We start from the raw sequence: 18,960 nt of genomic DNA, 5'->3' as shown, positions 1-18,960 counted from the left end.
CCTACTCCAGTTCGAGGATGAGCCGCATACCGGGGCTGTAGGGTGTACCCGGCGGGGGATCCTGTCGGGTCACCCATCCGGAGCCCCTGATGATCACTTCGATATCGTCTCTCAGGAGGAGAGGGATGAGGTCCCTTTTGGAGAGGCCTGTGAAGTCGGGGATCTCATCTCCGATCTCGGGGAGCCTCTGCAAAAGGGGGGTCACGTGGCCGGTACCGACGAGGGTGGTCCGATTCCCCGAGGGAAGGGGGAGGTAGTCCTGGAGAAAGGCGGCGATCTCCCGTACCACCGGGGCCGCGATCCTTCCACCGTAGTAGCTGTCCCCATGCGGGGTGTCGATCACCACATAGACGATGACCCGCGGGTCGTCGGCAGGGAGGAGGGCCAGGGTGGAGGCCACGAAAGCGGTCTCGGAGTAACGTCCGGTCTCGGGGTCCACCTTCTGGGCGGTACCTGTCTTGGCCGCGATGGGAAGCTGCTCCAGGGCGGCTCGTCTCGCGGTGCCCCGCTCCACGGCCTCTCTCATGCCCTCCAGTATAAGGGCCGCGGTGCCGGGCGAGAAGACCCGGCCTGCGGGTTCGGGTCCCATCTCCTCGATCACGCTTCCGTCGGACGAGAGGACCTTTTTCACGATACGGGGTCTGAGCATCACGCCGCCGTTCGCAAGAGCGGTGGCCGCCTGGATCATCTGGATCGCCGTCACCCCTATCTCCTGCCCGATCGCGATGGTGGGTTTGGATCTGAGTGACCAGAGACGCGGCGGCTGCAGGACCCCTGCACTCTCCCCGTTGAGTCTGATCCCTGTCCTGGAACCGAATCCGAGCCTCGTGAGCATCTCATAGAAGCGCTGGCGATCCACGGTGTCCGAGGCATAGGCAGCTCCGGCGTTGCAGGAGTTCGCGAGGATGTCCTGTATGGTCTCGGTCCCGTGGACCCCGAGGCATCTGATACGGATGGGGGGAGAGACCGAGGCGTTTTCGTAGAAGCCGTTGCAGAAGAAGGTGCTCTCCCGGGAAGCTCCTCCCAGTTCCACGATGCTGGCGAGGCTGAAGATCTTGAACACGGAACCGGGCTCGTACACCGCCGACACGGGATAATTGAAGCGTTCCTCGTCCGTTGCCTCGGGATAGTGGTTGGGGTCGAAGTCGGGTAGTGCGGTGTAGGCGAGGATCTCGCCTGTGAGGGCGTCCGCCACCAGGATCATCACCGAATCGGCCTGTTCCTCCTCCTGTATCCGACGGGCGATCTGATCGGTCTTGTGCTGGATGTTCACGTCGATGGTGAGGACCACCTGATTGCCCGATGCTGCGGGGCTCTCGAGGGGGGATGACATGAGGGTCCTGTCCATGGTGTATTCTATGCCGTCGAGTCCCCTGCTGTCGGTACCGGCGAACCCTACGGCGTGTGAAGCGAGTTGCTTGAAAGGATAGATCCGCACGAATTCAGGCTGGAGGGAAAAGCCGGGAAGCGATCCAGCTTCCAGGAGATTCTTGATCTCCTGCTCCTCCGATGGGGAGATCCGACGTTTCACATAGAAGAACCCCGGATATCGTTGGATGAGGGAGAGGAGTTCCTCCTCACTCATCTCCAGTATGGGTGAGAGGAGGCGGGCCGCCTCTTCCGGTCGAGTGATCGAAGGTTTCCATGCGGTGAGAGCAGCCAGACGTGTCTGCATGGCGAGGATCTCCCCGTTCCTGTCGAGGATGGGTCCTCGTATGATGGAGCGGGAAGGAGAGGAGTCCTGGGGGGAACCGGAGAGCATGAGGTGGGCGTAGCGACCCACGAGAAGCACGCCCCAGATGCCGATGAGGGTGAAGACCAGGATGTCGCGCCAGCCGAGTCTGGAACCGATCATTGCCATCCTACCCTAGCACGATTGAGCTGTCCGTCTCAATCGATTATGGATGGATCTCCGTGTAAGGTAACGATCCCTCCCTGTCGATATCAGAGAGAGGAGGGGATCGATGCAACGAACGTCGTTCTACATGGAAAGCACCTATGTGAAGCCGGGTCTCCCCCGGAAGAGGCGTGTCCCTGATCGCATCCCGGGGTCCCGGATCAGGATGGTGGGCCACCTCCCTTCCGTGGAGAGGCGTACTCGTCCGGGGCGGGTCCTGTTGCACCGGGTGTGGGAGCGCATCACCTCCTCCGACCTCTGCAGGAGGGGGGCGCTCTCGGTGATGACCGTGTCGTTGGCGCTCAGTCTTTTCTTCTTCATCGCTCCTTCCCTCTCCTCCGTGACCGTGTCGATTCCCGTGGCGGAATCACACGAGGATATCTCGGAGATCCTCCGTTCGTACGTACGAAGGGAGGAGCATCCTCCCGCCGATATCCTCGAACCCGTCGACCCTTCCCTCTTCTCGAGACTCTCCATCCGTAGTTATACGATACAAGAGGGGGACACTCTCTACGATGTGGCGAGGCGTTTCGGGTTGAGAATGGATACCCTCGTGAGCTTCAATACCATAGAGGATGTGAGGCGTATCCCCGTGGGGGCGCAGATCCAGGTGCCGGATAGGGACGGCCTCCTCTATACCGTGCGGCGGGGGGATACGCTCGAAGGGTTGAGCGGACGATTCGGGGTCTCACTCGCACGGATCCTCGATGCGAACGATCTCGACTCCGACGTGCTCACGCCGGGACAGAAGCTCTTCATCCCCGGTGCCCGCATGACTTCCTTCGAGCTCAAGAAGGCTCTGGGAGAGCTCTTCATCTTTCCCCTGCGGGGGAGGATCTCATCGGGGTTCGGTATACGCCCGGATCCGTTCACCGGGGTGCCGAAGTTCCACAATGGGATCGATATCCCCGGTGATGTGGGGACTCCTGTGTATGCCGCACTCGGGGGGAGGGTGGTGCAGACGGGGACGCATCCGATCTATGGGAAGTACGTGATCCTCTCTCATCCCGATGGGTTTCAGACCCTCTATGCCCATCTCTCGCGGATCAGGGTCGAGAAGGGAGCCTATGTCTCCCAGGGGGGAAGGGTCGGTGATGTTGGAAACACGGGGTACAGTACGGGGCCCCACCTCCACTTCTCGATATTCAAGTATGGAAAGGCGGTAGACCCGCTTCGATATCTTCATTAAAATAGGACGACGATTCGAGGAGGGATGGAATGCGACGACTGGCCATCGTACTCGTAGTGTTGTTCGCCGTGGTGACGTTGGTGAACGTGTATACGAGTGAGCTCTCCCGTACTGCCCATAGCGAAGAGCCCGCTCAGGCGGCCGCCAGTGTGGTGGACGGCTGAGGCGGGCTTCCTCGGCACCCGGTGGTTCCCTCCTATCTCCCGCAGCAGTGCTTGTACTTCTTTCCGCTCCCGCAGGGGCAGGGCTCGTTCCTTCCGATCTTCCGCCCGGTCCGGCGTACGGTCGCCTGGGCCGGTTGGGCTGCGCGGGGAGGGGTGCTCATGCGTTGGCGCGTGGGTGCCCCCACCGGCTGGAGTACGCTGAAGTCCTGGTGTACGGCCTGGATGCGTTGAGGTCGGCGCGCGCCGGTCCCCACCGGAGGGCGTTCCTCGATGCGCAGGAGGAGGAGCTTCCGCGCAATGCCGGCCCTGATCCGATAGATCATATTTTCGAAGATGTCGGAACCTTCGAGCTTGTATTCGAGGAGAGGGTTCTTCTGCCCGTACACGCGTAGGTACACCGCTTCCCGGAGCGCTTCCATCTGCTCGAGGTGTTCCTGCCACCCCTGGTCGATGTTTCTGAGGTACTCGAATCTGAGGAAGAGGTTGAGGGCCTCTTTGCCCGCCTTTTCTTCCTTCTCTCTCAGTTCCCGGTCGATGAGGGCGAGCAGGTGATCACGCAGGGCTTCCTGGGTGAAGGGGATGTCGTCGGGGATGGGGGGGGCGTAGTAGAGGTGTTCCTGGAGTGTGCGGAGCAGGAGGTCCGGCGAGGGGTGCGGGTCTCGGAATACGTGTTCGAGGGCTTCGTCCACGAGGTCTTCGATGGCCGTGCGGACCCGGTCGAGAAGGTGGTTGTCCGTGAGGATGTCGTCCCTCTGGGCATAGATGAACTTTCGCTGTTCGTTGAGTACGTCGTCGTATTCGAGGAGGTGTTTTCGGATTTCGAAGTTGCGTTCCTCGACCTTCTGTTGGGCCCGCTCGATGCTCCGGTTGATGAGGGGATGGTTGATTGGTTCGCCGGGCTGCATGCCCACCCGGACCATCATCTGCTTGAGATTGCCGCCGCCGAAGAGGCGCATGAGGGAGTCGTCCATGGAGATGAAGAACCTGGAGCGGCCGGGATCGCCTTGTCTGCCGGAGCGTCCGCGCAACTGGTTGTCGATGCGGCGCGACTCGTGACGCTCGGTACCGATGACGTAGAGTCCTCCCAGGGCCTTGACCTCTTCGTAATCGCGCTCCCATCGCTTGAGCTCTTCCTCGTACGCGGCAAGGTAGTCCTCCGGGGCGGCGTCCGTGCCGCATCGTTTGCGGGCGCGGAACTCGGGGCTCCCTCCGAGTTTGATGTCGGTACCACGGCCGGCCATGTTGGTGGCAATGGTGACGGCGCCTTTCGCTCCCGCCTCCGCGATGATGAGGGCCTCACGGGCGTGGTTCTTCGCGTTGAGCACTTCATGGGGGACTCCGCGTCGTTTGAGCATGGTCGACAGGGTCTCGGATTTCTCTATGGAGATGGTGCCCACCAGGATGGGTTGGCCTTTCCTGTGCACCTCCAGGATCTCGTCGCAGATGGCGTCGAGTTTTTCCTCCTCGTTGAGGAAGACGAGGTCGTCGTCGTCGATTCGTCGTACGGGTCGGTTGGTGGGGATGACCACGACCTCGAGGCCGTAGATCTTGGCGAACTCTTTGGCCTCGGTTTCCGCGGTGCCGGTCATGCCGGCGAGTTTCTCGTACATGCGGAAGTAGTTCTGGAAGGTGATGGTGGCGAGGGTCCGGTTGCGCTCGGCCACGCGGATGCCTTCCTTTGCCTCGAGGGCCTGGTGGAGTCCGTCGGAGTAGCGGCGTCCATGGAGGATGCGGCCCGTGAATTCGTCGACGATCTGCACCTGTCCCTCTTTGACCACGTAGTCGACGTCCTTGTGGAAGAGGAAGTGCGCCCTGCACGCCTGGGTGACATAGTGGATGTATTCGAAGTTCTCCTCGGAGAAGAGCGATCCCTGGATGACCTTGTGTCGCAGGAGGAGTTCCTCTATGCGTTCGAGACCGCGGGTGGTGAACATGACCCGCTTGCCTTTCTCGTCGATCTTGTAGTCTCCTGTCTCCTCGAGGTATTCGCCGGTCTCGGGATCCTTCTCACATTCCTTGAGGAAAGGGACGATCCGGTTGGCGTCGAGGAATTTGCGCCGGTCGTCTTCAGCCGGGCCGGAGATGATGAGGGGGGTACGGGCCTCGTCGATGAGGATGGAGTCTATCTCGTCCACGATACAGTAGACGTGCCCGCGCTGGACCTTTTGAGAGATGTCGTAGCACATGTTGTCACGCAGGTAGTCGAAGCCGAATTCGTTGTTGGTCCCGTAGGTGATGTCCTTGGCATAGGCCTCTTTCCGTGCGGCGGTGTCCATCTGCGAGAGGATGGCGCCCACCGAGACGCCGAGGAGGTCGTAGACGGGTTTCATCCAGTTGGCATCGCGTTCGGCGAGGTAGTCGTTCACCGTGACGATGTGGACGCCTCTTCCTGTGAGGGAGTTGAGATAGGCGGCCGGGACGCTCGCGAGGGTCTTCCCCTCACCGGTTTTCATCTCGGTGATCTTGCCCTGGTGGAGGACGATGGCACCGAGGATCTGTACGTCGTAGAGGCGTTCGCCGAGCTTCCGTCTGGCGGCCTCTCGTACGAGGGCGAAGGCTTCGGGGAGTATGTCGTCGAGGGTGCGGCCTGCCTGGATCTGCTGTTTGAACTCCCGGGTCTTCTCGGCAAAGGCGTGATCGGGGAGCGATGTCGCCCATGACTCGCGTCTGTTCACCTCGTGAAGGAGGGGGAGGAGGGCCTTCACGTCGCGTTCCCGTTTGGTTCCGAAGAGGCGTTCGAGTATGCTCATGGTTTTAAGCTATCGCTTTGAGGGGATAAGGTCAAGATTGACAGGGAGATAGGCCACGGTTAGTATAAGCTGGTAATGAAATTGTCATGGTTCTACAGGGCGGCGGCGGGGGGGGTCTTTCTCCTCGTGATGGCATGCGGGAGAACGCAGGTGGTGGAGCTCCCGATGGAGAACGTGATCCACCTCCCGTTCGGTCGGCTCGAGGACGAGGTGAGTTTCTTCCCCTTCGCCGGGGACGTGGCGGCGAACGATGTGAATCTCGCGGTCCGGGAGGGGAGGTTCTTCGTGGGTAATGCGAGTGCCGCCAAGGTGATGGAGTTTTCGTCGTACGGTGAGCTCCTGCGGTTGTGGTACAATCCGGCCAAGAATCCCCCGCCGGGGATGCTCTCGCAGGTGGGGGACAGGTCGAGCCCCAGAAAGGCCTTTCCCTACGGTTTCGTGCAGAACGAGAGTCTGGCCGTGACGTCGCGGATGGAGCTCCTGGTTGAGGATGCCCTTCCGCCTGAGCGGGTGGAGCGCGACGAGGAGCGGGGGATGGTCTTCAATCAGGTGGTGGTGCGGTTCGCCGAGGACGGGTCGTACCGCGATTATCTCGGGAGGGAGGGTGTCACAGGGGCTCCGTTTCCCTACATCGAGGGGGTGTACGTGGTCGAGGGGGACGAGGTGGTGGTGGTGTGTCGGGTGGGGGCCTCCTGGGAGGTGTACTGGTACGACAGGGAGGGGAAGCGACGGTGGTACCGCTCGTTCGGTCTGGACAGGTTGCCTCTGCCGTCGGGGGTCCCGGTGGAACGGGTGGTGCCGTCCATCGCCGGGGTGGTGCCCGATATGGATGGGGAGGGGGTGTTCGTGAAGCTGGATTACTTCATCGAGGGGGTGGACGAGGAGACGGGTACGGTGTGGGGGATCGAACGGTACGTGAGCAGGGTGTACTGGTACAGTTTCTCGGAAGGACGCTATCTCTCGTTCTACGAGCTTCCGGAAGAGCGGCTTTTTTCGGAGGAGCGTGTGTTCGCGAGGAGGGATCAGGCGGTGCCGATGCCGTACGATTTCGTGGGGGTGGGGCCTGGTCAGCACTTGTTCTTCGTGAAGAGGGAGGAGGGGGAGGAGGGGCTCTCCCTCAGGGTGGTGGATGCGGTGAGTCTCGTGGCGAGGGACTTCCGGCTGGAGATGCCTCGGGCCGAGCCGGTGTACGTGCGTTTCACCGTGACGCCGGAGGGGATGCTCGCGGCGTTGGTGGTGTCGGCGGGGGGGGTCGATTTGTTCTGGTGGAGGACGGATCGTTACCTCGTGTCGGGGGGTGGATGATGAGGCCGCTCGTTTCCGTGGAGGGTGCCCGGCGGGTGGATGCCCGGACCCGGGAGGAGTATGGGGTGCCTGAGCTGGTGCTCATGGAGCAGGCGGGGATGCGGCTCCATGAGGTGTTCCGGGAGGTGGCGGGGGAGGATGGGCCTGTGGTGTATGTGTGCGGGTCGGGGAACAATGGGGGGGATGCGATGGTGATGGCGCGGTGGGCGTGGTTGGAGGGAAGGAGGGATGTGCGGCTGGTCCTCAGGGCGCGGCGGTTCTCGGAGGCGGGGAGGGTCCAGGCGAGGGTGCTCGAGCGGTTGGGGGTGCCCGTGCTGGTGTGGGAGGAGGAGAGGGAGGAGGTGAGGCGGGTGTGCAGGGAGGCGGGGTGGGTGGTGGAGGGGGTGTTGGGGGTGGGGGCGAGGGGGGGGCTCGCGGAGGATGTGGCGGAGTTGTTCAGGGTGGTGGGGGAGAGTGGGGCGAGGGTGTTTTCGGTGGATGTGCCCGGCGGGGTGGGTTGTGAGGGGGGGGTGAGGGCGGATGTGACGGCGATGGTGGGGGTGGGGAAGTGGGAGGTGTTGGTGCCGGCGTGGCGGGAGTGGGCGGGGGAGCTCCGGGTGGTGCCGATAGGGTTTCCTCCGGAGGTGGTGAGGGAGGAGGCCGAGGGATGGTGGCTCGGGCCGGGGGATGTGGGGGGGCTGGTGGGGAGGGTGCGGGCGGCGTCGCACAAGGGGGAGAGGGGGCGTGTGGGGGTGTGGGCGGGGAGCAGGGGTCTGGCGGGTGCGGCGTTGCTCTCGGCGAGGGCTGCGGCGAGGACGCCTGCAGGACTGGTCTACCTCTGTTGCGACGAGGAGGTGTACGGGCTTCTGGGGGGGCTGGGGGGTGGGGTGGTGGTGCGGCCGGGCGATGAGGGGGTGCGGGTGGATGCGGCGGTGGTGGGGCCGGGGTGGGGAAGGGGGGAGGGACGGGTGGGGCAGCTGGCCGCGATCCTCGGGCGTTGCGGGAGGGGGGTGATCGATGCGGATGGGCTCGAGGCCCTCGCCCGGTTGCGGGACGGGGAGGGCCGGCTCGATCTGGGTGGGAGGTGGGTGCTCACGCCGCATCCCGGAGAGTGCGCGCGTCTTGCAGGGTGTACGGTGGAGGAGGTGCTCGGCGCGCCTGGGCGGGTGTGCGGGGAGCTCGCGCGGGGGTTGGGTGCGGTGGTGGTCCTGAAGGCGCACACCACGTGGGTGGTGGCGCCTTCGGGAAGGGTGTGGGTGTACGACGGGATGTGCGCGCCGTTGGGGACGGGAGGGGCGGGAGACGTGCTGGCCGGGGTGATAGGGGGGCTGCTGGCGCATGGGGTGGGGGTGGAGGAGGCGGCGTGTGCGGGGGTGGTGGCGCATGGGGAGGCGGGGAGGCGCTTGTTCGCGCGCAGGGGATGGTTCGGAGCGGAGGATCTGGTGGGGGAGGTGGGGACCATCTTGAAGGATCTGGGGGTGGACTATGGTTGACCGGGAAGGAAAGGACCTTCCCCCCTCCCTCCCCCACGAGGAGGAGCTCACCTTCCGCTACAGTCGGGAGGAACGCCTCTCCATGGCTCCCCCGCGCGATGGATCCCGTATCGACTCCCGTCCCTTCTGGAGGAACACCTCGCTCATGATCCTCCTCCTCGACGTGGTGGTGATCGTCATCATGGCCCTCATCTACCATGTCTTCCTCGCTCCCAGAGACTGGGAGGTCACCGCCTCGGGGTACGTGTGGAGGCTCGAGGCGGTCTCCTATCAGGGACAGGTCCTGGGCAGTGTGAAGGTGAGGCGGGATGATGAGAGGGTCGTGCCGGTGCAGGTCTTGGGATATGGAGGATTCCAGAAGGAGGAGCTGTCCTCTTCCGGGGAGCCTCTCTTTTCGGGAATCGCGGGAGAGGGTGAGGGCCCCTGGGTGTTCACCTTTTCGCTTCCGCTCCCTGAATCGGATAGCCAGAGCCCGATGATTTATGTATTATTACAGGTGGGACAGGAGACGTTCCTCCTCTCCCGGGAACCTAGAAGGATAGATTAGCGAAGGAGGTCCATGATGTTGCAATTCTACGCGCTTTCCGTGCTCACGAACTTCATGAGCGGTATCATCCTGGCCCAGGAGACGTTCTCGGAGCGTACGGGCATCACTGCGCTGTTCAATCCCGAGGTGCTGAGGAGCAAGACGTTCCTCCTCGTGTGGGGAGTCCTCACTGCGGTGACGGGGGTCTTCAAGATCCTTTCGGTCACCGAAGGGGACGTGATCATCGTAGGGGATCTCCTCCCGGCCATCGCCGGTCTCGCGTCCGGTACCGCCCTTCTCCTCATGTTCTACCGGGAACGGCGGACCCCGAGTGAAGGCGCCGAGGTGGGAAGCGATGCGGTGGATAGGATCGACGCCCTTCTCTCGCAGAACAAGACCCTGGTGGGCGTGCTCTCGGTGGTGGCCGCGCTCCTCCACTTCCTCTTCCCGAGGGTGCTCTTCCTCTGATGGAGGAGCGGCTCACCACTGCTGGCGTCCTGCTGAGGGGAGGGAAGGTCCTCCTCGCCCTCCGGAGGGAGGGGGGATCGGTGGGTGGGTTATGGGAGTTCCCCGGAGGCAAGGTTCGCCGAGGGGAGGCTCCAGAGGAAGCACTTGTCAGGGAACTGCGTGAGGAGTTGGGCCTCGAGGTGGAGGTGAGGGAGTGTATCTATACGGGGAGCTTCAGAAACGGCCAGGTGAGGTATACCCTCCTGGGCTTCCTCGTCGAGACGGAGGGGGAGCCTCGGCTCAACGAAATGCATGCCGACCTGCGCTGGTGGGATGTGGGCTCCGTGAGGGAGGAGATCCTCGTCCCCTCTGACAGGCCGCTCCTCAAGGCCCTCCTCTACAGGTCGAAGGAATGACCTAGATCACCGTGCCGGACGGGATGACCTGGTTCTTGGTGATCACGATGATGTTGTCGCGGATGTGATAGCTCCCGTAGTCGCCGTTCCTCCGTTCCTTTGGATCCACCCCTATCCTGCAGTTGTCTCCGATGCGGGTGTTCTTGTCGATGATGGCGTTCTTTATGTGACAGTTCCGCCCTATTCCGATATGGGGGATCCCCTTCCGTACATTTTCCTCTTTCTGGGCGGGTGTCTCGTAGAGATCGGCCCCCATGCACACCACTCCTTCGAGTACCGAGTGGTCTCGTATCACGGTCCTTATCCCGATGACCGAACGGCTGATCGAGGCGTTCTTTATGATGCACCCTTCGCCTACCAGCGAGGTGTCGATCTTCGTATTGAGAAACTTGCAGGGGGGGAGGTGTCTCATCCGGGTGTAGATGGGGGAGGTCTCGTCGTAGAGGTCGAACTCCGGATACTCGGTGGCAAGGGCGAGGTGTGTCTCGTAGAACGATCGTATGGTCCCGATATCGACCCAGAACCCGGTGAAGACGTGGGAGTAGACCGCATATTCCCTCACCGCAGCCGGGATGAGTTCCTTCCCGAAGTCGGTGTAGGGGCCCTCCATCATCTTCTCGAGTACTTCCGCCTTGAAGAGGTAGATGCCCATGGATGCGAGGTAGTGTTTCCCCTGTTCCCTGTGGGAAGGCGGCACGATCTGCGAGCTCTTGAGATGTTCGGTCTCTCCCCTCGGATCGGGCTTCTCCTCGAAGGCCTTCACCCTGTGGGACTCGTTGCTCACGATGATCCCGTAGCGTCCGATGTCTTCCCTCCGGACCGGGGTTACGGCGAGAGTGATGTCGGCGTCGCGCTCCACATGGAACCTGAAGAACTCCCTCAGGTCCATCCGGTAGAGCTGGTCGCCGGAGAGGATGAGGTAGTGGGAGGGGTTTTGCGTCCTGAAGTGGTGGAGGTTCTTCCGTACCGCGTCGGCGGTGCCCTCATACCAGCCTGCGTGGGAAAAGCCCTGTTCCGCGGCGAGGATCTCCACGAAGCCCCTGCTGAAGCTGTCGAACTGATAGGTCTGGGCGAGGTGGAGGTGCAGTGATGCGGAGTTGAACTGGGTGAGGACGTACACCTTCCTGAACCCGGAATTGATGCTGTTGGAGAGGGGGATGTCCACGATACGATACCGCGCTGCGAAGGGCACGGCGGGTTTCGAACGCTCCTTGGTGAGGGGGTACAAGCGCGTCCCCTTCCCTCCCCCGAGGATGATGGTGAGCACGTTTTCCAATGCCTCTCCTCCCTTCCTGCTGAAAGATACCTTCCCTGGGATGGAGCGTCAATCGGATGATCCCCGCACTTCCCGGTAGCATGAGATGTACGACCGGGCGGCGTCTTCCCAGAGGAAGCGTCTTCGCATGCCGTTCTCTCGGATGGTGCGGATCAGGTCCGGGGATGTGAGGTAGAGCTCACAGATCCGTCTCATGGTCTCCACAATACCGTGGGGGGTGAGCGGATCGATGAAGAATCCGGTGCCGCTCCCCTTCCGGATGTCCACTTCTTCCACCGTGTCCACGAGCCCGCCGCGCCGACTCACCACCGGGATGGTGCCGTAGGCGAGGGAGTACATCTGGTTGAGACCGCATGGTTCATAGAGGCTCGGCATGAGGAAGAAGTCCGCTCCCCCTTCTATGAGGTGGGCGAGGTGTTCGTCGAAGGTGATGTGCACCGAGAGATTGGGGTACTGGGAGGCGAGGGCTCTGAGGTATTCCTCGAACCTCCGTTCCCCCGTGCCCAGAACGATCATGGTGAGGGGGAGCCGGAGCAATTGGGGAAGGGCGGGGTCGGGGGGATCACAGAGGAGACCGAGTCCCTTCTGATGCACCAGGCGTGTGACCATGCCGACGAGGGGACGTCCCCGGTCCGGTAGACCGGCGAGGGAGAGGAGGTGCCGCTTCACTTCTTCCTTTCTTTCCAGCGTTTCGATGGAGTACTGCACAGGAAGATGGGGATCCGTCTCCGGGTTCCAGAGATCGTAGTCCATCCCGTTGAGGATGCCCCGGAGTCTTTCCCCTCTCTCCCTGAGTATCGTTTCCAACCCGTATCCGAATTCGGGGGTCTGGATCTCCTTCGCATAGGTGGGCGAGACGGTCGTGAGTAGGTCTGCATTGACCACTGCCCCGCGAAGGAGGTTGATGGCCTCTCCGGTGACGATGTCCAGTCTCTCCGCTTCCTCCCTGGTGATGCCCATGGTGGGGAGCTGGTGGAGGGGAAAGACCCCCTGGTAGCCCAGGTTGTGTATGGTGAAGACCGTCGGCGGATCTCCACCGGCACGGGCGCTGTAGAGGACGGCAGGAGCCGTCGGCCAGTCGTGACAATGGAGCACCTCGGGCCGCCATGTGCCGTGGCGGGCGAGGGCATAGGCCGCAGCGGAGAGAAAGGAGAACCTGAAGAGGTTGTCGGGAAAGTCCCTGTGATCCGTGGTGGTGTAGATCCCCTTCCGCGATCCGAAGAGGAGGGGATGTTCCAGGAGCAAGACCGGAACCCGATCCACTTCCACGTGCAGGATTCGGGCCCACAGGGTGTGTGAGCCCATCGTGATTTTGAGTTCCTCCACCTTTGGGGACTCGGGGACTTCCATCCCCTGGTACCTGGGAAGGAGTACTCTCGCGTCCACATCCTGTGCTCGGAGCGCGCCTGCGAGGGCGGCTACTGCATCACCCAATCCTCCTGCCTTGGCGAGGGGGGTGAACTCACTCGTGACCAGAAGGACTCGCACCTCTTGGACTCCCGCTCGATTCTAGAAGTATGCGATACCGAATTCTCCCACCACCTCGAATCCCACCTTTTCATAGGCGTGCCGCGCGATGGTATGACCCTTTCGAACAAATAAACACACTTTTTTCCCTAAAGTTTCACTCGTGCGCGAAATGGTGTGAACCAACGCCTGGGCTATCCTCTTTCCCCGCCATGCGGGAAGGGTGTAGACTCCTCCCACCTGGTCCACGGTGAGCCCTCGGGCATTGGTGCCGGCCTTGGCCACGACGGTGTCTCCTGTACAGGCCAGGTAGAGGATCTGATCCCGCAGGAGGTGCCGTATGGTGGCGAAACAGTGGAGCGGGGAGAAGAGACGGGGATCGTAGAGGACTTCCTCTTTTTCGTATCCTTCTTGGAGCTGGTAGAGGGCGGGTATGTCGGAGGCGAGAGCGGGTCGTATGACGAGAGGGACGGCGGGTTCCGGAGGAGGAGATGTCCGGGTTCGAAGCATGAGGTCGTATTCCCTGAACACTTCGGGAGGAGAGGCGAAGAGCGGAAGCAGCTTCTCTACTTCGGAGAGGAGGCCCAGGCAACGGTTTCCCTCTCGCCGGATCTCGCTTCGGAGTGCGGCCTCCTCGTCCGGCTCGAGGTACCCGACCTCCGGGAGGTAGGGGAAGAGACTCCCGTGATCGAGGAGGATGACTCCTCCGAGTCTCCCGTCTCGGAAAATGCCCCAGAGGCGGCGTCCTGGGCACGCTTCGGCCTCCACGAGGGTGCGAGAGGATAGGTACACACACTCCCACTCCCGTCGGGTGAGGAGGTCCGTGACCCATCGTCTGAGTGTCTCGTCCCTGAGATCCAGTGGAACGACGGACATCAGGGAGGTGCTCCGGAGGAGGGGGTGAGGGAGATGGGGAGCGTCCCCGTTGGGGTGAGTTTGCCCATGAGGGCGAGGAAGCCACCCCGGTAACACTCTTCGCTCGTACCGTATACGGCCACCGCCGTGTCCACCCAGGGGACCTCGGCGAGGTACACCGGTGTGAGGGTGGAGAGCACCGCGATTCGTGGCCCCCATTCTTCGAGCGAGGCGAGGACCTCGAGACTGTTGGGATTCATGAGACAGTAGATGACCAGATCATACTGCTGGACGAGACGGGAGAGTCGGGCCTTCACTTGTTCGGAGGCAAAGTAGAAGGGGAGATAGGAGAACTGGAAGGTGTCCGCATGGGGGAAGTATTCCTTCCCGATGGAGAGGAACCTGGTGTGCTGGCCCACGAGGAGTACTCGTGCATCGCCTCCAGGGGAGAGCGGCACCTTCCCGCTCCTTACCATGGTGACGGCCCTGAGGGCCTGTTCCCCGAACGCCTCCGCGGTTTCCTCGTCGGGGAAGGCCTCCCGCAGGGTCTCCTCGGAGGGGATGAGGCCTTTTGGTCCCATGGCCTTCAGGTATCGGATCTTGAGCGTGAGGATCCTCCTCACGGAGGTCTGTATTCGTTTCCTGAACTCGGGATCGTTCCGGTATCTCGACAGCACGGCCTCCCAGACCGGGTCTCCGGGATGAGGAGGTCGTGACAAGAGGACCATGTCGTTGCCTGCCGAGAGAGCCTCTACCACGATGTGGGGGATGTCCTCACCCGCGACACGGGCCCCCATCATGTAGAGGTCGTCCGTGATGACGAGCCCCTGGAAGTCGAGTTTCTCCCTGAGGAGAGAGATCACGTGGGAAGAGAGGGTGGCGGGCAGGTCGTTCTTGGAGAGAAGGGGAAAGTTGAGGTGTCCTACCATGACGGCGGGCAACCCCTCCCTGATGAGGATCCGATAGGGGAGCCAGTCCCTCTCCCAGAGGGTGGCCAGGTCGTCTTCCACCACGGGGAGCTCGCCGTGGGAGTCCCCGCGGGCGTTCCCGTGTCCCGGGAAGTGTTTGGCCACCGGGATCACCCCGGCGTCCAGGCTCCCATGGTAGAAGGAGAGCGCAAGGGTGGCGACCAGCCGGGGATCCGATCCGAAGGATCTCGGCCCTATCACGTGGGCTTCGGGGTTGACGTACACGTCCACGGTGGGGGCGAAGTTCATGGTGATCCCCAGTGCCCTCAATTCCTTTCCGATGAGGAGGCCGGTCTGATAGGCCTCGTAGGGGAGGCGGGTCGCGCCGATGGCCATGTTCCCGGGAGTCTCTACGGTCTCCCCCTTTATGTGGCGGACCCATCCGCCCTCCTGGTCGGTGGCGACGAGGAGGGGGATGCCGGAACGGTGAGCGAGCGCCTTTTCCTGGTAGGCCGCCACACTCCTCACCACCGGGAGGAGGCGCTCGGCGTTCCTCCCGAAGATCTTGATGCCGCCCAGGTTGTAGCGCCCGATCCACTGCAGGATCCGGGGGTCGGGGGTCTCGCCATCGTAGCCTATGAGGAAGACCTGACTGATCGTTTCCTCGTCGGACATGGCTTCGAGGAAGGAAGGGATCTCCTCCTCCGTGAGGTCCCAGAACGAAGCGGGACCGGCCGGCAGCATCCATGGGAGGAGGAGAAGAAGGAGGGGGGCGTGTCCCCCTCTACTCATAGGCTTCCCCTTTGAGTTCATCGATATACTTCGCTGCACAGTGGGCTGCGACCGCCCCTTCACCCGCACCTACCACGATCTGACGGAAGGGGGTGTTGCGCACGTCGCCGGCCGCGAAAAGACCGGGAATGGAGCTCATCATCTCCTGATTCGTGATGATGTATCCGGATTCGTCCTTCTCCACTCCCTCGACGAAACCGGTCTGGGGATCGGAGCCGATGAAAATGAAGACCGCATCGATGGGTTCCTCATAGGTCTCTCCTGTATCCACCCGTTTGAGGAGCACGGAGGAGACCTTCTTCACCCCGTTCACTTCCTCACCTCTTATCTCCACCGCCACGGTGTTGAACCGGACCTCGATGTGAGGGTTGTTGAGCACCCTCTGTGCCAAGGCCTTCTGCGCCCTGAAACGATCGCGTCTGTGGATATGGACGATCTTGTCCGTGAGCTTGGAGAGATACATCGCCTCGTCGCACGCGGCGTCTCCCCCGCCGACCACGAGCATCCGCTTCCCCTTGAAGAAGGGACCGTCGCAGGTCGCACAGTAGGACACCCCACGACCGGTATATTCCTTTTCTCCCGGGATCCCCAGCTTCCGATGTGCTGCCCCCGAGGCGAGGATCACCGCGTAGGAGGTGAGCACCCCCTTCGTCGTCTCGACTTCGAACACCTTTTCCTTTTTGGAAATACGTTTCACCGTGGCGTTGAGAAAGGAAGCGCCGAAGTTCCTCGCCTGGGTTTCGAAACGTTGGGCGAGCTCGAAGCCCGAGATGGGTTCCGGGAATCCTGGATAGTTTTCCAGGGTGTCGATGATGAGCGCCTGCCCGCCTGGTGCCATCTGCTCTATCACCAGGGTATCGAGGGCTGCACGGGCGGCGTACTGAGCTGCGGCAAGCCCAGCGGGACCTGCCCCAACGATGATCACGTCATGGTCGGGTGTCATGATTCCTCCATAAAAAAATTCATATATATGAAGATATAGATACTATCTTATCCCGTCAATCTTACTCTACCACAGCCTCCCGAAGTGAGCAACCGAAGGATGATATTTCCGATAATCATTTCCCGAGGGTCATCCGATGATTAAGAGGAAGACCTCCCCAAAGGAGCCGCGTATGGTAGTCCTGGCCCATATCATGGAGCGGACGCTCGAGCAGATGGTGAGAGTGGTGGATGAGATGCTAGATCTACAGGAGAGTCTGAGGAACGCACTCTTCGAGAGGGAGTGGGTCGAGGTTGAAGAAAAGGTGACGGCTCTCCTCGAGAAGAGCCAGGCCCTCCAGATGCTCGAAGAGGACAGGACACGTGTCTATGCGGAGCTTCTCGCTGAGCTCGAGCTTCCGCCCGATACGCCCCTCCGGACGGCCCTCCGATACATCGACCCGCCTGAGGCGCAGGGCATAGAGGATGTGGCCGGGCGCCTCCGGGAACGACTGTTCAGGGTACGCGGCCTGGGTGAGGTGATCGCCAGGTATGCCGAGGCCTCCTATGCCGCAGTGTACGCCTGCCTCAGGGACCTCTTTCCCGATCGGTTCCTGGGGGGATACGGCAAGGACGGGAGGAGGTCCCAAAGCGAGTCCTCGCTCCTCATAGATACACGGCTTTAGGAGGAAGGAATGCACTCCACGTTCATGAGCATAGAGATAGGAAAGAGGGGACTCCTCGCACACACGCAGGGCCTTGCGACCGTGGGACACAACATGAGCAACGCCTCCGTGGAAGGCTATTCGAGGCAGAGGGTGAACTTCGAGGCCATGGATCCCCTCTACATGCCCGGGCTCAATCGGGAGGAGACACCCGGCCAGATAGGGCAGGGGGTTTCCATCCAGTCGATCGAGCGTATTCGGGATGAGATACTCGAAGGACGTATCGCGGCCCAGACCAATGTGGGCGGGTACTGGGAGACGAGAAACTCCTACCTCCTCATGGTGGAGAAGACCTACAACGAGCCTTCCGATGTCTCGGTGCGGAGTCTCCTCGACGCCTTCTGGGATGCGTGGCAGGAGCTCTCGATCCATCCGGACGAGGTGGCGGCCCGACACGCGGTGATAGAGAACGCGAAGGCCCTGGTGGACGGGATACACGGCCGGTATCACGCACTCTCGAGCATCCGCAAGATGATCGAAGAGGACGTACAGGTGACGGTGAACGAGGTGAACGACTACATCGCCCGTATCGCCCACCTCAACGAGCAGATCGTGAAGGTGAAGGCCATGGGTGACAATCCGAACGATCTCATGGATCGGAGGGACCTCCTGGTAGAGAAGCTCGCGAAACTCATCAACATCACCGTGGACAAGCGCGATCCCGACGAGTTCACCATCCACGTGGGGGGGAGACATCTCGTCCAGGGGAAGGTATATCACCCCTTCATCCTCGACCCCAGGCCTCAGAACGAGGGATTCAGTGCCGTGCTCTGGGAAGGGAGTACGGAAGAGGTTCGCCTCGAAGGGGGTAAACTCGCCGCCCTCCTCGAGCTTCGGGACGGTGACGTGAGAGGAGAGATACAGAAGCTCGATACCATGACCGTGAATCTGGTGAACCTCGTGAACGAGGTCCACAGGAACGCGTATGGACTCAACGGACAGACTGGGGTCGATTTCTTCGTGGAGCATCCGGCCGTCCTCAATGCGGTGGGGAATTACGATCGCAATGGCGATGGAGAATTCGACTCCACCTATCTCTTCCGTATCCACGGCACGAACGTACTCGATCCCAACGCCCAGGTGGGTATAGAGGGGGTCATCACTCTCTCGGGGACCGAGGGGGATGTGCAGATCGCCTATTACCCCACGGATACGGTTCAGGATATCGTGAACCGCATCAATACCTCGGGAGCGGAGGTGAGCGCCTCGTTCGATCGTCTGGGAAGGCTCGTCCTCAAGGCCACTCCGAGTGGGGATGTGGCTTTCCCTGATTTCGTGATACGCCACGTGGAGGATTCCGGACAGTTCCTTTCCGGCTATGCGGGGATCCTTGGGGGTAGCGGTCCTGAGAACGCCTACGATTGGGAGACCGTGGACGCAGTGCTCACCCTGAGGGGCGGTGCAGAGTATGGAGTGGCACCGTTCGCACATCCTTCGGGATGGGTGGTCCTCAACCCGGAGGTGGAGCGGGATCCGGCGAGTGTGGCAGCGGGCTTCGGACAGGGGGGGAGGCCCGCGCCTCCGGGTGATGGATCGGCCGCCCTCGCCATCGCGAACCTCAGGACCGAACCGGTGATGATAGGCAGGCTCATGACGTTCGACGACTACTTCGCGGAGGCCGTATCGGAGATAGGTCTCAAAGGACAGCAGGCCCAGATAGCGGACGAGACCCAGAAGCTCATCATGAAAGATCTCAAGGATCTCAGGGAGAGTATCTCGGGAGTGAACATAGACGAGGAGCTCGCCCAGATGATCAAGTTCCAGCACGGATACGCGGCGAGTGCGCGTTTCATCAGCACGTTCAATTCGATGCTGGATTTGCTCATCAACAGGATGGCGGTGTGAGGAGG

16 protein-coding genes are annotated in these 18,960 nt (G+C 61.8%); 9 read left to right on the top strand and 7 right to left on the bottom strand.

Annotation, left to right across the window (positions count from 1 at the left end):
• Position 1 precedes the first annotated feature (1 nt).
• A complete protein-coding gene (locus tag SPITH_RS07210; RefSeq protein ID WP_014625017.1) occupies positions 2–1,855 on the bottom strand; it encodes a penicillin-binding protein in 1,854 nt (617 codons plus the stop codon).
• Between the two features lie 109 nt (positions 1,856–1,964).
• Between SPITH_RS07210 and SPITH_RS07205 the strand changes: the two genes are divergently transcribed.
• Positions 1,965–3,086 carry a peptidoglycan DD-metalloendopeptidase family protein gene (locus SPITH_RS07205; protein ID WP_014625016.1) on the top strand — a complete coding sequence of 374 codons (1,122 nt, stop codon included), beginning with the start codon at positions 1,965–1,967 and terminating at the stop codon, positions 3,084–3,086.
• A gap of 29 nt (positions 3,087–3,115) precedes the next feature.
• Positions 3,116–3,250, top strand: coding sequence for a hypothetical protein (locus SPITH_RS12785; protein WP_013313539.1), 135 nt, complete (start codon positions 3,116–3,118; stop codon positions 3,248–3,250).
• A gap of 32 nt (positions 3,251–3,282) precedes the next feature.
• Here the strand turns inward: SPITH_RS12785 and secA are convergent, their stop codons facing one another.
• The gene (gene secA, locus SPITH_RS07200) at positions 3,283–6,000 is read right to left on the bottom strand and encodes a preprotein translocase subunit SecA (RefSeq protein WP_014625015.1); all 2,718 of its coding nucleotides are present in this window, start codon (positions 5,998–6,000) and stop codon (positions 3,283–3,285) included.
• A gap of 75 nt (positions 6,001–6,075) precedes the next feature.
• Here secA and SPITH_RS07195 point away from each other — a divergent pair, with 75 nt between their 5' ends.
• The 5 genes from SPITH_RS07195 to SPITH_RS07175 are packed head-to-tail and all read left to right on the top strand — an operon-like array spanning position 6,076 to position 10,166.
• Positions 6,076–7,305 (top strand): LIC_12708 family protein, encoded by a 1,230-nt coding sequence (locus tag SPITH_RS07195; RefSeq protein WP_014625014.1) that lies wholly within the window; start codon positions 6,076–6,078, stop codon positions 7,303–7,305.
• Positions 7,305–8,777 (top strand): NAD(P)H-hydrate dehydratase, encoded by a 1,473-nt coding sequence (locus SPITH_RS12780; protein WP_281047811.1) that lies wholly within the window; start codon positions 7,305–7,307, stop codon positions 8,775–8,777. Before SPITH_RS07195 ends, SPITH_RS12780 begins: the two co-directional genes overlap by 1 nt.
• Positions 8,770–9,324, top strand: coding sequence for a hypothetical protein (locus tag SPITH_RS07185; RefSeq protein ID WP_014625012.1), 555 nt, complete (start codon positions 8,770–8,772; stop codon positions 9,322–9,324). Before SPITH_RS12780 ends, SPITH_RS07185 begins: the two co-directional genes overlap by 8 nt.
• Before the next feature lie 15 nt (positions 9,325–9,339).
• Positions 9,340–9,771, top strand: a complete 432-nt coding sequence (locus SPITH_RS07180; protein WP_014625011.1) for a hypothetical protein — start codon at positions 9,340–9,342, stop codon at positions 9,769–9,771.
• Positions 9,771–10,166, top strand: coding sequence for a (deoxy)nucleoside triphosphate pyrophosphohydrolase (locus tag SPITH_RS07175; RefSeq protein ID WP_014625010.1), 396 nt, complete (start codon positions 9,771–9,773; stop codon positions 10,164–10,166). Before SPITH_RS07180 ends, SPITH_RS07175 begins: the two co-directional genes overlap by 1 nt.
• 1 nt (position 10,167) lies before the next feature.
• Here the strand turns inward: SPITH_RS07175 and SPITH_RS07170 are convergent, their stop codons facing one another.
• Genes SPITH_RS07170 through trxB form a run of 5 tightly spaced genes read right to left on the bottom strand, consistent with a single transcriptional unit; the run spans position 10,168 to position 16,407 of the window.
• Positions 10,168–11,442 (bottom strand): glucose-1-phosphate adenylyltransferase, encoded by a 1,275-nt coding sequence (locus tag SPITH_RS07170; protein ID WP_014625009.1) that lies wholly within the window; start codon positions 11,440–11,442, stop codon positions 10,168–10,170.
• A gap of 48 nt (positions 11,443–11,490) precedes the next feature.
• Entirely contained in the window at positions 11,491–12,930 is a 1,440-nt protein-coding gene (gene glgA / locus SPITH_RS07165; RefSeq protein ID WP_014625008.1) for a glycogen synthase GlgA, read from the bottom strand.
• Positions 12,931–12,951: 21 nt separating this feature from the next.
• Positions 12,952–13,785, bottom strand: coding sequence for a GNAT family N-acetyltransferase (locus tag SPITH_RS07160; RefSeq protein WP_014625007.1), 834 nt, complete (start codon positions 13,783–13,785; stop codon positions 12,952–12,954).
• A complete protein-coding gene (locus SPITH_RS07155) occupies positions 13,785–15,464 on the bottom strand; it encodes a glycoside hydrolase family 3 protein (protein ID WP_014625006.1) in 1,680 nt (559 codons plus the stop codon). Before SPITH_RS07155 ends, SPITH_RS07160 begins: the two co-directional genes overlap by 1 nt.
• Positions 15,457–16,407 carry a thioredoxin-disulfide reductase gene (trxB, locus tag SPITH_RS07150; protein WP_014625005.1) on the bottom strand — a complete coding sequence of 317 codons (951 nt, stop codon included), beginning with the start codon at positions 16,405–16,407 and terminating at the stop codon, positions 15,457–15,459. The genes SPITH_RS07155 and trxB overlap by 8 nt, the downstream gene beginning before the upstream one ends.
• 172 nt (positions 16,408–16,579) lie before the next feature.
• Here trxB and flgN point away from each other — a divergent pair, with 172 nt between their 5' ends.
• Together flgN and flgK are read left to right on the top strand one after the other, a co-directional pair.
• On the top strand, positions 16,580–17,071 hold the full coding sequence (gene flgN, locus SPITH_RS07145) for a flagellar export chaperone FlgN (protein WP_014625004.1): 492 nt from the start codon (positions 16,580–16,582) through the stop codon (positions 17,069–17,071).
• Between the two features lie 9 nt (positions 17,072–17,080).
• Positions 17,081–18,955, top strand: a complete 1,875-nt coding sequence (gene flgK / locus SPITH_RS07140; RefSeq protein ID WP_014625003.1) for a flagellar hook-associated protein FlgK — start codon at positions 17,081–17,083, stop codon at positions 18,953–18,955.
• Positions 18,956–18,960 lie beyond the last annotated feature (5 nt).

The sequence above is a fragment of the Spirochaeta thermophila DSM 6578 genome (assembly GCF_000184345.1).
GTDB classification, from domain to species: Bacteria; Spirochaetota; Spirochaetia; order Winmispirales; family Winmispiraceae; genus Winmispira; species Winmispira thermophila.
This window is presented reverse-complemented; position numbering and strand designations above follow the sequence as displayed.